Here is a 13,640-nt window from a genome sequence, read left to right as displayed (position 1 = left end):
CGGCCGCTGCGGCTGAGCGGCGCCCTGGATGCCACCATGAGCGCGCTGTTCCGGCGATTCGGCTGGGCCGGCCACCTGCCGGTGGACGCCGTGGACGAGACCCGTACGCCCCTCCAACCCGCTGCCATCGACTGACCGACACTCTCCATGACCGATCTACCCTTCTCTTCCCAAGCCGTCGTCCCCCAGGAGAGCGTCGAGAGCGACGATCACGCCCTGCGCTTCGGCGGCATCCGCCGGCTTTACGGCAGCCGCGCCGTCGAGCGCTTCCGCAGCGCCCACGTGGTGGTGGTGGGCGTCGGCGGCGTGGGCAGCTGGACGGTGGAGGCGCTGGCGCGCTCGGGCATCGGCAAGCTGACCCTGATCGACCTGGACGACGTCTGCGTCTCCAACGTCAACCGCCAGCTCCACGCCCTGGACGGCACCATCGGCCGCCCCAAGGTGGAGGTGCTGGCCGAGCGCTGCCGGGCCATCCAGCCCGGCATCGAGGTGGTGGAAGACATCGCCTTCGCGACCCCCACCAACCTGGCCGAGCGGATTCCCGAGGACGCCGACTATCTGGTGGATGCCATCGACAGCGTGGTGGCCAAGGCGGCGTTGATCGCCTGGTGCAAGCGGCGCAAGCTGCCGATCACCGTGACCGGGGCCGCCGGCGGCCAGACCGACCCCACACGCATCAAGGTGGCGGACCTCGCCCGCACCGAACACGACCCGCTGCTGGCCAAGGTGCGCGCGCGGCTGCGCCGCGACTTCGGCTTTTCGCGCAACCCCAAGCGGCGCTTCTCGGTGGAGTGCGTCTACTCTGACGAACAGCTGGTCTACCCGAGCGCCGACGGCGAGGTGTGCCTGCAGAAGCCGGGCAGCGGCGAGTCGACGCGGCTCGACTGCGCCTCGGGCTTCGGCGCCGCCACCTTCGTCACCGGCAGCTTCGGCTTCGTCGCGGCCTCCCGGGTGCTGGCGCGGCTGGCGAAACGGGCCGCCTTTGATGACGCCTCTACGCCCTGACCCCACCCCAGCACAGTCCCTCACACCCCGACCCTGGAGTCTGCCATGCCCCGCTCGCTTCCCGTCCCTGGCATCTATGCCCACTACAAGGGCAACCGCTACGAGGTGCTGGGCATGGCCCACCACAGCGAGACCGAGGAGCCCCTGGTGGTCTACCGCGCCCTCTACGGCGAGTTCGGCCTGTGGGTGAGGCCACTTGCGATGTTCACCGAGCTGGTGGAAGTGCGAGGCGAACCGGTGCCACGCTTCGAGCTCGAGAAGGCGTTCTAGCCCTTCGTTCCGGCCACATTCAGAACGGCAACCGGCAGAACGACAACCGGCGCCACGAGGGCGCCGGTGTCAGCGAGATATTGGGTCGGACGTCGAGGCTTACTCTTCGCCGGCGTCCTGCATCTGCTTGAGCATGTAGTTCTCGATGCCGACCTTGTCGATCAGGCCGAGTTCGGTCTCGATATGGTCGATGTGGTCTTCCTCGTCGGCGAGGATGTCACGGAAGAGATCGCGGCTGACGTAGTCCTTGACCTGCTCGCAGTGGGTGATCGCCTCGATGTAGTCGGCGCGCCCCTCGTGCTCGATCTTGAGGTCGCACTCCAGCATCTCGCGCACGTTCTGGCCGATGTTGAGCTTGCCCAGGTCCTGCAGGTTGGGAATGCCCTCGAGAAACAGGATGCGCTCGATCAGCTTGTCGGCGTGCTGCATCTCCTCGATGGACTCGCCGTATTCCCACTTGGCCAGCTTCTGCAGGCCCCAGTCCTTGTACATCTTGGCATGCAGGAAATACTGGTTGATCGCGACCAGTTCGTTGCCCAGTGCCTTGTTGAGATGCTCGATGACCTTGCTGTCGCCTTTCATGGATTCACCTTGTGGCTTTCGTCGGGGAAAAGTGACTGCAGCTTGGCATGCCGGGGGCGGCATTGCCAGACGCTGCCCACCAGTCTAACGAGTTCTGGCGGAAAACCAATGAAATCAACATTCTGATAACGAAAGCGAGAATGATCTCGATTCCACCGAAAGACGCCTGTCACACCGCGTAGGCGAGATCCTCGGCACCCACCATCAGCTCGGCCTTCACCGCCTCGCGGGTGATGCTCTTGCCCTGGCAGGCGCACTTGCCGCACTGGGTGCCGCAGCCCGTCTCGCGCTGGACGTCGCGCCAGCTGCGGGCGCCGTCCTCGACGGTCTGGCGGATCTGGTGGTCGGAGACCCCCTTGCAGAGACATACGTACATCGACATCACCTCGCTGACGACTGCAAGGATAAATGTAAATGATTCGCATAGACTCTTGCAAGAGCAAAGCGACCAATGTCTGACCCGAGTCAATATCCCCGCGCGCGGGCCCCCTACTTCGCCGGCTTGGGCAGCGCCACCACAAGGGTGCCCGAGGCGATATCCGACCAGCTGCGCCGCTCGGCATCGAACAGGATCCACAGGTAGCCCAGGCCGAAGGCGGCGATCGAGAGGCAGGCCACCACGAAGCGCACCGCCGCCTGGGTCAGGGTGATGGAGCGGCCATCAGGGGTCTGCACCCGCAGCCGCCAGGCCTGCATGCCCAGCGTCATGCCGCCCCGGACCCAGAAGAAGGCGAAGAAGGCGAAGGCCGAAACCAGCAGCAGCAGCTGCAAGGAGAGCCCCCAGAGCGGACTGGCCCCCACCTGCTCGGCGGAAATCCCCAGCAGGTGGCGGGCTACCAGCAGGTGCAGGCCGGCCACCAGGAGCCAGATGGCGGCCACCAGGAAGGTGTCGTAGAGCATGGCACCCAGCCGGCGGGAAAGCCCCGCCGGCCAGACGTCGTCGAGGTTGCCGAAACGTCGTTGCATGGAAGTTCCTTGCTCAGGCGGTTCGCCGCAGCAGGTAGAGCCCCACGGCGGCACAGATCAGGGTCGGCGCCAGCACCGCCCAGGCGGGGGAGAAGCCGAACACGGTGGAGGCCGGTGCCAGCAGGTCCTGCAGATACTTGAAGACCAGACCGGTGACCACGCCGTAGAAGACCCGAGTGCCGGCGGCCACGGTGCGCAGCGGGCCGAACACGAAGGAGGCGGCCACCAGCACCAGGGAGCCCATGGTCAGCGGCATCAGCATCTTCTGCCAGAAGTGCAGGAGCGGCTGGGTCGCCTCCTGCCCCTGCTGCTGCAGGTAGCGGGCATAGGCCCAGAGCTCGCTGGGGGCCTGGCTGTTGATGGGACGCAGCAGACGGTTGAGCTGCTCCGGCGTCAGGCTGGTCTCCCAGGGCAGCACCGCGTGGCGCTCCGCTTCGGTGTGCTCGTCATGGAAGCGGGTGACCTCCACGTCCTCCAGCCGCCAGCTGCCGTCGCGCCAGGCGGCGCGCTCGGCGCTGGCGGCCTCCACCAGGCGCTGCCCCTCGAAGCGGTAGCGGGTCAGGTCGAGCACGGTATCGTCGGCACGGATCGCCCCGAAGCGGTAGAAGCTGTCACCCTCGCGCTGCCAGCCGCCGCGCTCGGTGACCACGGCACCGACCCCCTGGATGCGCTCCAGGCGCCAGGCATTGGCGAACTGCTCGGTGCGCGGCGCCACGTACTCCGCCACCAGCAGCACGGCGACGATCACCACGATGATCGGCTTCATCGCCCCCCACAGGATGCGGGTCAGCGAGCGCCCGGCGGCGCGCATCACGGTGAGCTCGTTGCTCGAGGCCATGCTGCCCAGGCCGATCAGGGCGCCGATCAGTACCCCCACCGGGGCGTACTGGTAGAAGCGCCAGGGCAGGCGCATCACCAGGTAGAGCAGCACCTGGAAGGCGCCATAGCTGCCCTCCACGTCGTCCAGATCGTTGATGTAGGTGATCACCAGGTCCAGGCCCAGCAGCACCACCTGCACCACGATGATGGCCCCCAGCACGTTGCGCGCCAGGTAGCGGTCGAAGCGATCGGCAATCATCCGCTCATCCCCTTGCGCTGGGCGCGCGTCATCATCACCAGGCCCAGGGCCAGGAAGGCGCCGTGGATCGGCCACATGCCCACCAAGGCGGGCAGGGCACCGCGGCCGATGGCATCCAGCGCGGCCAGCAGCAGGCTCAGGTAGGCCACGTGCAGGAAGATCGCCGGCAACAGCTTGGCGAAGCGACCCTGCCGCGGATTGACCCGGGAGAGCGGCATCGCCAGCAGGGTCAGGATGAAGACCATCAGCGGCAGCCCCAGGCGCCACTGCAGCTGGGCCTGGGCGCGGGTCGAATCGTCGCCGAACAGCGCCGCGGTGGTGGCGTACTCGGGCGAATCGAGCTCACGCATGTCGTCGGCCTGGGAGAGGCGCACCGCATAGGTGTCGAACTCGAGCCGTTCCGCCTCGAAGCGCCCCGGATCGACGCTGTAGCGTTCGCCATCGGCCAGCACCAGGAAGCGGCTGCCGGTCTCCATGTCGAGGGTCTGGTAGCCGCCCTCGGCACGAGTCACCGTCGTCTCCGGAGTGCCATCACGTCGCCGCTGGCGCTCGCTGATGAAGACGCCGCGCATCTCGCTGCCGTCATCGCTGAGCCCCTCCATGTAGGCGGTGCGGCCGCTGCCGAACTCCTGGAAGCGCCCCGGCGCCAGGGCCGAGAAGTCGATACGGCTGCGCTGCTCCTCGAGCATCACGGCGTTGTACAGGGCGCCGGCCGGGGTCAGCCACAGGCTGCACAGCCCCACCAGAATGGCGACCAGGATGGCCGGCACCAGGCTCACCTTGAGCAGCTTGTTGGGGCTGGTGCCGCAGGCCACCAGCACGGTGATCTCGCTGTTGAGGTAGAGCTGGCCGTAGGCGAGCAGGATGCCGAGGAAGAAGGCCAGCGGCAAGATCAGCTCGAGGAACCCCGGCAGGTGAAACAGCATCAGGGTGCCGAGGATGCTGGCCGGGATGTCGCCCTCGGCGGCGTCGGCGAAGTAGCGGATGAAACGACTGCCCATGATCACCAGCAGCAGCACGCCGGCGACGGCGGCCATGGTCAGCAGGATCTCGCGGGTCAGATAACGGAAGATGATCATGCGGCGTCTGCCATGCAATGGGGCCATGCCTTGGGTACACTGGTGCGACACGGCGACGTGCCGGCATTATCCAGAATCCCCCTGCACTTGTAACCCTAACGCCTGCAACCAATACGCTTGTCTGTGGAGACGCCATGGAATTTCCTGTCAAGACGGGTAACCCCGCCAAGGTCGAGACCGCCTGCCTCGTGATCCCGGTGTATCAGGGGGGCGAGCTCTTGCCCACCGCCGCGCGCCTGGACGACGCCAGCGAGAAGCTGATCGGCCAGCTCATCGAGCGCGGCGACTTCGACGCCAAGCTGGGCCGTGTGCAGATGATCCCCTTCGCCCCGGGGCTCTCTGCCGAGCGGCTGCTGCTGGTGGGCCTGGGCAAGCGCGAGAAATGCCAGGAGGCCGCCTTCCAGAAGGCCCTGGGCGCCACCTTCACCGCCCTTGCCGACCTGCCGGTGGACGACTGTGCGGTGGCCTTCACCGACGTGCCCCTGGCCGAGCGCGGCGCCGACTGGAAGGCACGCATGGTAGCCGAAGCGACCCATCGCGCCCTCTATCGCTTCGACGAGTTCAAGTCCGAGAAGGCGCCCGCCTCGCGCCTCGCCCAGGTGACCCTGCTGGTCAGCGAGGACAACGAGGCCGGCGCCGCCCGCGAGGGCGCACGCATCGGCGACGCCGTGGGCCAGGGCATGAACACCGCCCGCACCCTGGGCAACCTGCCGGGCAACGTCTGCACGCCGAGCTACCTGGCCGAGCAGGCCGAGGCGCTGGGCAAGGCCTCCAGCGGTGCGCTTGCCGTGGAGATCCTTGACGAGGAGGCCCTGGAGGCGCTGGGCGCCCACAGCCTGCTCGCCGTGGGCCGCGGCAGCGAGCAGCCCTCACGGCTGATCGTGATGACCTATCGGGGCGCCGACGACCCCGACGAGGCGCCCCACGTGCTGGTGGGCAAGGGCATCACCTTCGACACCGGCGGCATCTCGCTCAAGCCCGGCGAGGCCATGGACGAGATGAAGTTCGACATGTGCGGCGCGGCCAGCGTGTTCGGCACCGTCAAGGCCGTGCTCGGCATCCGCCCGAAGGTCAACCTGGTGGCCATCGTCGCCGCCGCCGAGAACATGCCCGACGGCCGCGCCACCAAGCCCGGCGACATCATCAGGACGCTGAAGGGCCTCTCCGTGGAGGTGCTAAACACCGACGCCGAAGGCCGCCTGGTGCTGTGCGACGCCCTCACCTACGCCGAGCGCTTCGAACCGGCCAGCGTCGTGGATATCGCCACCCTCACCGGGGCCTGCATCATCGCCCTGGGCCACCACGCCACCGCCCTGCTGTCCAACGACGACGACCTGGCCCTGGACCTGCTCGACGCCGGCGAGGCGGCCTGGGACCGCGCCTGGCACCTGCCGCTGTGGGACGAGTACCAGGAGCAGCTCGACTCCAACTTCGCCGACCTGGCCAATATCGGCGGCAAGCCGGCGGGCACCATCACCGCCGCCTGCTTCCTCTCGCGCTTCGCCGACCAGTTCCCCTGGGCACACCTGGACATCGCCGGTACCGCCTGGAGCTCCGGCAAGGAGAAGGGCGCCAGCGGCCGCCCCGTGGGCCTGCTGACCCAGTACCTGCTGGACCGGGAAGGTGACGCCGTGGTGGAAACCCAAGCGGAATAGCGGCGCGGGCTTGCGTTTTTTCCGCGTCGCCTTTCTCATGTGGGACTGACGATAAATCCACGACCCGGGCCGGCCCTTGCCGGCCCGAGCTTCCAGTATCACCCCGGGGCTGGCACGCCCCGGGCGTAGCGGAGACCCCTTGCCGTGTCGATTGCCAGCTTCGAACTCCTGCCCAATTCCACCCCCACGGCCGACTCGATCCGTGAGGACATCCTCGTCAACCCCGGCTTCGGTCGCTACTTCACCGATCACATGGCCCATGTGCGCTGGACTCTGGACGCCGGTTGGCACGGCCGCGAGGTGCGCCCCTACGGGCCGCTGACCCTGGACCCCGCTGCCGCGGTGCTGCACTACGCCCAGGAGATCTTCGAGGGCATCAAGGCCTACCGGCACGCGGACGGTTCAGTGTGGACCTTCCGTCCGGAGAAGAACGCCGAACGCTTCCGTCGCAGCGCCCGCCGCCTGGCCCTGCCGGAGCTATCCGACGAGGACTTCATCGGCTCGCTCAAGGCGCTGCTAGCCCAGGACCAAGGCTGGGTGCCCACGCCGAAGAGCGAGGCCGACGAGTGCAGTCTCTACCTACGCCCCTTCATGATCGCCAGTGAAAGCTTCCTCGGCGTGCGCCCGGCCCACGAGGTGGACTACTACGTGATCGCCTCCCCCGCGGCGGCCTACTTCAAGGGCGGCGTGGAGCCGGTTTCCATCTGGCTCTCCAGCCACTACACGCGCGCCGCGCCCGGCGGTACCGGCTTCGCCAAGTGTGGCGGCAACTATGCCGCCTCCCTGGCCGCCCAGAGGGAGGCCAGTACCCACGACTGCGGCCAGGTGGCCTTCCTGGATGCCGTCGAGAACAAGTGGATCGAGGAGCTGGGCGGCATGAACCTGTTCTTCGTCTTCAAGGATGGCCGCCTCGCTACCCCGCGCCTGACCGACACCATCCTCGAGGGCGTCACCCGTGATTCGGTGCTGACCCTGGCCCGCAGCGAGGGCCTCACCCCCGAGGAGCGCCCGATCAGCATCGACGAGTGGCGCGAGGCGGCGGCCTCCGGCGAGCTGACCGAGGTGTTCGCCTGCGGCACCGCGGCGGTCATCACCCCGGTGGGCGAACTGGTCACCGAGCAGGACCGCATCCGCCTGAAGGAGGACACCGGCAACCCCGTAGCCAAGCGCCTGCGCACCAAGTTGCTCGACCTGCAATACGGCCGCGCCGAGGACACCCATGGCTGGCTGACGCGGCTGGTATAGGCGTGACCCAGATCGATTTCTACGTCCTGCCCGATACCACCCTGGAGGCGCGTCTCGACTTCGCCTGCCGGCTGGCCGAGACCATCCAGCGCAAGGGCTATCGGCTGCACCTGCACGCCGAGGACGAGGCCATGGCCCGGGAGCTCGACGAGCGGCTCTGGACCTTCCGCCCCGATGCCTATGTGCCTCACGCCCTGCTGGGGGAAGGAGAGGCCGAGGCCGCCCCCGATCCGCGCATACCGGTCACCATCGGCTGGGAGGCCCCACCCTCCCCCGACCAGGCCGTCCAGGCGCTGCTCAACCTCGCCCCGGGCATTCCCGAGTGGTTCTCCCGCTTCGAGCGTGTCGCCGAGATCATCAACCAGCACCAGGAGGTGCTGGTGGCCAAGCGCGAGTGCTGGCAGACCTACAAGAAGCGCGGCTATCCGGTAAAGGCGCACCAGCTGCGCGGCCAGTCCGGCTGACGTTGGGCGTCACGTCACGCTATAATCGGAAGCATTTTTGGGGATCGCTGCCATCTGGCGCTCATCTCGATTGAGGCTGCACCCCAATGTGGGAGCTGGGCTTTGCCCGCGGTTCGACGCTTCGACGAATGGAGGCCGAAGGACTCCCTGGCGGCAGACGCCAGCACAGGCAACACCGCCAAGGCGCCTGCGGCGCCATTCGCCCGGCGGAGCCAGGCTCCCACAAAGCAGCGTCACGCCATGACGCAAGGCCACATTTTTCGTCGCCCTCTCCTGCCGTCCGGCCCCCTGGCCGGCGGTGATCATTTCTGGACCCGGAACGCCCATGGACAAGACCTACCAACCCGAGCAGATCGAATCCCGCTGGTACGAGCGCTGGGAAGCCGATGGCCGCTTCGCCCCCTCCGGTGAGGGCGAGCCCTACTCCATCATGATCCCGCCGCCCAACGTCACCGGCAGCCTGCACATGGGCCACGCCTTCCAGGACACCATCATGGACACCCTGATCCGCTGGCGGCGGATGCAGGGGCGCAACACCCTGTGGCAGGTGGGCACCGACCACGCCGGCATCGCCACCCAGATGCTGGTGGAGCGCAAGATCGCCGCCGAGGAGGGCAAGAGCCGCCACGATCTCGGCCGCGACGCCTTCATCGACAAGGTGTGGGAGTGGAAGCAGGAGTCCGGCGGCCATATCACCCGCCAGCTGCGCCGCATGGGCGCCAGCGTCGACTGGAGCCGCGAGCGCTTCACCATGGACGACGGCTTCTACCAGGCGGTCCAGGAGGTCTTCGTGCGCCTCCACAAGGAGGGGCTGATCTACCGCGGCAAGCGGCTGGTCAACTGGGACCCGACCCTGCACACCGCCATCTCCGACCTGGAGGTGGAGAACCGCGACCAGCAGGGCCAGTTCTGGCACTTCCGCTACCCGCTGGCCGACGGCGTCACCACCGACGCGGGCCTCGGCTACCTGGTGGTCGCCACCACCCGTCCGGAGACCCTGCTGGGCGATACCGGCGTGGCGGTGAACCCCGAGGATCCGCGCTACGCCTCCCTGGTGGGCAAGTTCGTCGAGCTACCCCTGGTGGGCCGTCGGATCCCCATCGTCGCCGACGAGCACGCCGACATGGAGAAGGGTTCCGGCTGCGTGAAGATCACCCCGGCCCACGACTTCAACGACTACGAGGTGGGCCGCCGCCAGAGCCTGCCGCTGATCAACGTCTTCACCCAGGACGCCAGCATCCTCGCCCGGGCCGAGGCCTTCGACATCCAGGGCCGGCCGCTGCCCGAGATCGACCCGAGCCTGCCCGAGGCCTACGCCGGCCTGGACCGCTTCGAGGCGCGCCAGAAGATCGTCGCCGACATGGAGGCCGCCGGGCTCCTCGAGCAGATCGAGACGGTCAGCAACACCCTGCCCTATGGCGACCGTAGCGGTGACGTCATCGAGCCGCTGCTCACCGACCAGTGGTTCGTTGCCGTGGAGAGTCTCGCCAAGCCCGCCATCGAGGCCGTCGAGAAGGGCGACATCCAGTTCGTGCCGAAGAACTACGAGAACATGTACTTCGCCTGGATGCGCGACCTCCAGGACTGGTGCATCTCCCGCCAGCTGTGGTGGGGCCACCGCATCCCCGCCTGGTACGACGCGGACGGCAACGTCTTCGTGGCCCGCAACGAGGTGGAGGCCACCCGCGACTACCTGGTCGAGCTCGCCCACTTCATCGAGCACGAGCAGGGCGACTTCGACACCGCCATGCGCCTGCGCGGCTTCAACCAGCTGCTGGGCGGCACCACCGAGCTGACCCCCGACGCCCTCAAGACCATGGAAAAGCTCGGCGTGCCGCGCCTGACCCAGGACGAGGACGTGCTCGACACCTGGTTCAGCTCGGGCCTGTGGACCTTCGGCACCCTGGGCTGGCCGGAGAATACCCCGGAGCTGCGCACCTTCCACCCTTCAAGCGTCCTGGTCACCGGCTTCGACATCATCTTCTTCTGGGTCGCACGAATGATCATGCTGACCCTGAAGTTCACCGGCGAGGTGCCCTTCAAGCAGGTCTACGTGCACGGCCTGGTGCGCGACGGCCAGGGCCAGAAGATGTCCAAGTCCAAGGGCAACGTGCTCGACCCCATCGACCTGATCGACGGGATCGAGCTCGAGACCCTGGTCGAGAAGCGCACCGGCAGCCTGATGCAGCCGCAGAAGGCCAGGGCCATCGAGAAGGCCACCCGCGGCGAGTTCCCCGAGGGCATCGAGCCCCACGGCACCGATGCGCTGCGCTTCACCTTCCTCTCCCAGGCCACCACCGGGCGCGACATCAAGTTCGACATGGGTCGCCTGGACGGCTACCGCAACTTCTGCAACAAGCTGTGGAACGCCTCGCGCTACGTGCTGATGAACGCCGAGGGCGAGGATTGCGGGGCGGCCGGCGGCGACGTCGAGCTATCGCTGGCCGACCGCTGGATCATCTCGCGCCTGCAGCAGACCGCGGCCCAGGTGACCCGGGCGATGGAGGAGTTCCGCTTCGACCATGCCTCCCAGGCACTCTACGACTTTGTCTGGAACGAGTACTGCGACTGGTACCTGGAGCTCTCCAAGCCGGTGCTGTGGGACGACGGCGCCAGCCCCGAGGCCAAGCGCGGCACCCGTCGCACCTTGGTGCGGGTGCTGGAGGCGATCCTGCGCCTGGCTCACCCGATGATGCCCTACATCAGCGAGGAGATCTGGCAGCGCGTGGCCCCGTTGGCCGGCACCCGCCAGGGCGAGGGCGACTCCGTCATGGCCCAGCCCTGGCCCAGTGCCCAGCCGGAGAAGATCGATGACGCCGCCGAGCGGGACATCGAATGGCTCAAGGGCGTGATCGTGGCGGTGCGCAATATCCGCGCCGAGATGAACATCGCCCCGGGCAAGCCGCTGGACGCGCTGCTCACCAAGGGCGGCCCGGACGACCCGGCGCGCCTCGAGGCCAACCGCCGCTTCCTGGCCAAGCTGGCCAAGCTCGAGAGCGTCACCTGGCTCGAGGACCCGAACGCGGCGCCGCTCTGCGCCACCCAGCTGGTGGGCGAGATGGAGGTGCTGGTGCCCATGGCGGACCTGATCGACAAGGAGGCCGAGCTCGCGCGCCTGGGCAAGGAGATCGAGAAGCAGGACAAGCTGATCGGCGGCATCGAGAAGAAGCTCGGCAACGAGAGCTTCGTGGCCAAGGCGCCGGAGGCCGTGGTGGAGAAGGAGCGCGCCAAGCGGGCCGACTACGAGGCGGCTCGCCGCCTGCTGGTGGAGCAGCGCGACAAGATCGCCGCGCTCTGATTCCACTCGCCCCCGTCACGCTGCGGCCCGCCATTGGCGGGCCGCTGGTCGTTCGAGGTCTGCCCTAGCGGGAGCGCTTCCGTGGCATGTTGCAGTCGCGTTAAGAAACGCTGTTCTGCCAAATCCCGTTCCCCTAGAATGGGATACCACACCCACCGACCCGCCACGTCTCGATGCCTCAGACCGACTCGACCTTCGCGCCTGGCCGCCTGCTGATCTTCAACCTGCTGGGCGCCCTGCTGATCTTCTCCTGGCTGTCGCCGGACCTGCTGTTCTGGACCGAGATCGACGACGCCGTCTTCTTCACCACCAACGCCTGGCTGCACGAGGGGAACCCGGCCTGGGTGTGGCTGGTGGCGGCCACCAACGCGCGGCTCTTCGACGTGATCAGCCTGGTGGTGCTGCTGGTGATCTACCTGTGGGCCATCTCCCGGGATCCGCTCCGCGAGCCGAGACTGCTGCGCTGGGGCGGCATCGGCATGACCATGCTGCTGGTGGCAGTGATCATGGCCCAGGGCGTGCGCCTGGTGATCGACTACTCTCACCCCAGCCCGACGGTGGTCTATCAGGAGGTCAATCGGGTCACCGAACTGGTCGACTTCTCCACCAAGGACAGCTCGGGCTCGAGCTTCCCCGGCGACCACGGGGTGAACCTCTTGCTGTTCACCGCCTTCATGTGGCGCTTCGCGGGGCGCAAGGTGATGCTGGTGAGCCTGGTGGCCGCGGTGATCCTGAGCGCCCCGCGCATCCTGAGCGGCGCCCACTGGTTCAGCGACGTCTACTTCGGCGCCATCGCCATCAACCTGATCATCGCGCCCTGGTTCCTGCTCACCCCGATCGGGCCGGCCATGGCCCGCGGCATCACCGCGGGCATGGCCAGGGTCCAGGCGCTGCTGCCGGGGCGCTAGTTGGCCTTGCGCCAGCCGCCCAATACCCGCTGATCGGGGCCGAAGAAGACCAGCCGGTCATGGTCGATCAGGTAGCGGTAGGCGGTCTCCAGCATGCCGGTCACCCTGACCGCGTCCTCGCCCTGAGGGCAGGCGCGGCGGGTGGTAGCCAGCTGCGAGAACTCGATGCGCTGGTTCTCGCCCAGATTGGCCCGCCCCATCAGCTGGTTGCAGCCGTCGCTGCCGGTGACACTGCCGTCGGCGGCGATGCGGAACCAGGCGGGCTCGGGCAGGGAGAGCCGCTCGTCGGTGCCCACCAGCAGCAGGTTCCAGCGCTGTTCCACCACCGGGCCCGAGAGGCTCACCTCGCGATCATCGCTCAGCGGCGCGTCGGGGCGGCTGCCACAGGCCGCCAGCAGGACCGTGGCGGCCATCACCAGGCCCAGGCGGGCCACAAGTGTCGTCTTCATGGGTCGTCGTTCTTCCTTGTCGCTTGGCCGGCCGCCTACCAGCTGCCGGTGTTTTCCATGGAGGCCCAGGGTTCCCGGGCGGGAAGCGGGTCACCCTTCTGCAGCAGCTCCACCGAGATGTCGTCGGGGCTTCTGACGAAGGCCATATGGCCGTCCCGGGGCGGGCGATTGATGGTCACGCCTGCGTTCTGCAGCTTCTCGCAGAGGGCGTAGATGTCGTCGACCCGATAGGCCAGGTGGCCGAAGTTGCGCCCGCCGGTGTACTCCTCGGGGTCCCAGTTGTACGTGAGCTCCAGCTCCGGCGCCTTGAGCTCGGCAGAGCGCGCCTCGTCCTCGGGGGCGGCCAGGAAGACCAGGGTGAAGCGCCCCTTGTCGTTCTCCCTGCGGCGCACCTCCTTCAAGCCCAGCAGGTCGCAGTAGAAACGCAGCGAGGCGTCGAGGTCGCTGACCCGCACCATGGTATGCAGGTACTGCATATACAACTCCTTGTCGTTTATAACGAAACCTCTCAGCGGCACGGGGCTTTACTGGCGACAAGCCTTTCCGGAGGCGCTGTGAATACGTCCCTGTACGCTACCGACGCCATCCCTGGCGTAGGACCTCCTCCAAGGCTTGCCCCCAGCGCCCCTGATTGGTGTCGC

General features: G+C 67.6%; 14 protein-coding genes. 7 read left to right on the top strand and 7 right to left on the bottom strand.

Annotated features, from left to right (window positions below; all coding sequences use genetic code 11):
- Window positions 1-147: 147 nt before the first annotated feature.
- Window positions 148-1,005: a tRNA cyclic N6-threonylcarbamoyladenosine(37) synthase TcdA gene (gene tcdA / locus IBX53_RS11175; protein WP_290909186.1), complete on the top strand. Its 858-nt coding sequence runs from the start codon at window positions 148-150 to the stop codon at window positions 1,003-1,005.
- A 45-nt stretch (window positions 1,006-1,050) separates the two neighbouring features.
- Entirely contained in the window at window positions 1,051-1,275 is a 225-nt protein-coding gene (locus IBX53_RS11170; protein ID WP_290909184.1) for a DUF1653 domain-containing protein, read from the top strand.
- A gap of 99 nt (window positions 1,276-1,374) precedes the next feature.
- Here IBX53_RS11170 and bfr read toward each other — a convergent pair whose 3' ends face one another.
- The 5 genes from bfr to lptF form a co-directional block, all read right to left on the bottom strand.
- The gene (bfr, locus tag IBX53_RS11165; protein WP_290909182.1) at window positions 1,375-1,857 is read right to left on the bottom strand and encodes a bacterioferritin; all 483 of its coding nucleotides are present in this window, start codon (window positions 1,855-1,857) and stop codon (window positions 1,375-1,377) included.
- Window positions 1,858-2,026: 169 nt separating this feature from the next.
- Window positions 2,027-2,233, bottom strand: coding sequence for a (2Fe-2S)-binding protein (locus IBX53_RS11160; RefSeq protein WP_290909180.1), 207 nt, complete (start codon window positions 2,231-2,233; stop codon window positions 2,027-2,029).
- A gap of 113 nt (window positions 2,234-2,346) precedes the next feature.
- On the bottom strand, window positions 2,347-2,823 hold the full coding sequence (locus IBX53_RS11155; RefSeq protein ID WP_290909178.1) for an RDD family protein: 477 nt from the start codon (window positions 2,821-2,823) through the stop codon (window positions 2,347-2,349).
- A gap of 13 nt (window positions 2,824-2,836) precedes the next feature.
- On the bottom strand, window positions 2,837-3,901 hold the full coding sequence (gene lptG, locus IBX53_RS11150) for an LPS export ABC transporter permease LptG (protein ID WP_290909175.1): 1,065 nt from the start codon (window positions 3,899-3,901) through the stop codon (window positions 2,837-2,839).
- A complete protein-coding gene (gene lptF, locus IBX53_RS11145) occupies window positions 3,898-4,980 on the bottom strand; it encodes an LPS export ABC transporter permease LptF (protein WP_290909173.1) in 1,083 nt (360 codons plus the stop codon). The genes lptG and lptF overlap by 4 nt, the downstream gene beginning before the upstream one ends.
- Window positions 4,981-5,114: 134 nt before the next feature.
- Here lptF and IBX53_RS11140 point away from each other — a divergent pair, with 134 nt between their 5' ends.
- From IBX53_RS11140 to IBX53_RS11120, 5 genes are all read left to right on the top strand, one after another.
- Window positions 5,115-6,635, top strand: a complete 1,521-nt coding sequence (locus IBX53_RS11140) for a leucyl aminopeptidase (protein WP_290909171.1) — start codon at window positions 5,115-5,117, stop codon at window positions 6,633-6,635.
- 144 nt (window positions 6,636-6,779) lie between these two features.
- Window positions 6,780-7,880 carry a branched-chain amino acid aminotransferase gene (locus tag IBX53_RS11135; protein WP_290909169.1) on the top strand — a complete coding sequence of 367 codons (1,101 nt, stop codon included), beginning with the start codon at window positions 6,780-6,782 and terminating at the stop codon, window positions 7,878-7,880.
- A 2-nt stretch (window positions 7,881-7,882) separates the two neighbouring features.
- Window positions 7,883-8,344, top strand: coding sequence for a DNA polymerase III subunit chi (locus IBX53_RS11130; RefSeq protein ID WP_290909167.1), 462 nt, complete (start codon window positions 7,883-7,885; stop codon window positions 8,342-8,344).
- A gap of 325 nt (window positions 8,345-8,669) precedes the next feature.
- The gene (locus IBX53_RS11125) at window positions 8,670-11,642 is read left to right on the top strand and encodes a valine--tRNA ligase (protein ID WP_290909165.1); all 2,973 of its coding nucleotides are present in this window, start codon (window positions 8,670-8,672) and stop codon (window positions 11,640-11,642) included.
- A gap of 173 nt (window positions 11,643-11,815) precedes the next feature.
- On the top strand, window positions 11,816-12,550 hold the full coding sequence (locus IBX53_RS11120; protein WP_290909164.1) for a phosphatase PAP2 family protein: 735 nt from the start codon (window positions 11,816-11,818) through the stop codon (window positions 12,548-12,550).
- Here IBX53_RS11120 and IBX53_RS11115 read toward each other — a convergent pair.
- Entirely contained in the window at window positions 12,547-12,999 is a 453-nt protein-coding gene (locus tag IBX53_RS11115; RefSeq protein WP_290909163.1) for an META domain-containing protein, read from the bottom strand. The genes IBX53_RS11120 and IBX53_RS11115 overlap by 4 nt on opposite strands.
- 35 nt (window positions 13,000-13,034) lie before the next feature.
- Complete coding sequence (locus tag IBX53_RS11110) at window positions 13,035-13,475, bottom strand: VOC family protein (protein ID WP_290909162.1); 441 nt, start codon at window positions 13,473-13,475, stop codon at window positions 13,035-13,037.
- Window positions 13,476-13,640 lie beyond the last annotated feature (165 nt).

Origin of the sequence: Halomonas sp., assembly GCF_014859505.1 — a bacterium.
Taxonomy (GTDB): Bacteria; Pseudomonadota; Gammaproteobacteria; order Pseudomonadales; family Halomonadaceae; genus Halomonas.
Note: the sequence above shows the minus strand (reverse complement) of the source record. Positions and strands in the feature narration are given on the sequence as shown.

Bases quoted from the DNA above. Each gene is read 5' to 3' on its own strand.
- IBX53_RS11160 (WP_290909180.1), bottom strand. From the start codon at position 2,233: ATGTACGTATGTCTCTGCAAGGGGGTCTCCGACCACCAGATCCGCCAG.
- IBX53_RS11120 (WP_290909164.1), top strand. From the start codon at position 11,816: ATGCCTCAGACCGACTCGACCTTCGCGCCTGGCCGCCTGCTGATCTTC.
- bfr (WP_290909182.1), bottom strand. From the start codon at position 1,857: ATGAAAGGCGACAGCAAGGTCATCGAGCATCTCAACAAGGCACTGGGC.
- IBX53_RS11170 (WP_290909184.1), top strand. From the start codon at position 1,051: ATGCCCCGCTCGCTTCCCGTCCCTGGCATCTATGCCCACTACAAGGGC.
- IBX53_RS11125 (WP_290909165.1), top strand. From the start codon at position 8,670: ATGGACAAGACCTACCAACCCGAGCAGATCGAATCCCGCTGGTACGAG.
- lptF (WP_290909173.1), bottom strand. From the start codon at position 4,980: ATGATCATCTTCCGTTATCTGACCCGCGAGATCCTGCTGACCATGGCC.
- IBX53_RS11140 (WP_290909171.1), top strand. From the start codon at position 5,115: ATGGAATTTCCTGTCAAGACGGGTAACCCCGCCAAGGTCGAGACCGCC.
- IBX53_RS11115 (WP_290909163.1), bottom strand. From the start codon at position 12,999: ATGAAGACGACACTTGTGGCCCGCCTGGGCCTGGTGATGGCCGCCACG.
- tcdA (WP_290909186.1), top strand. From the start codon at position 148: ATGACCGATCTACCCTTCTCTTCCCAAGCCGTCGTCCCCCAGGAGAGC.
- IBX53_RS11110 (WP_290909162.1), bottom strand. From the start codon at position 13,475: ATGCAGTACCTGCATACCATGGTGCGGGTCAGCGACCTCGACGCCTCG.
- IBX53_RS11155 (WP_290909178.1), bottom strand. From the start codon at position 2,823: ATGCAACGACGTTTCGGCAACCTCGACGACGTCTGGCCGGCGGGGCTT.
- lptG (WP_290909175.1), bottom strand. From the start codon at position 3,901: ATGATTGCCGATCGCTTCGACCGCTACCTGGCGCGCAACGTGCTGGGG.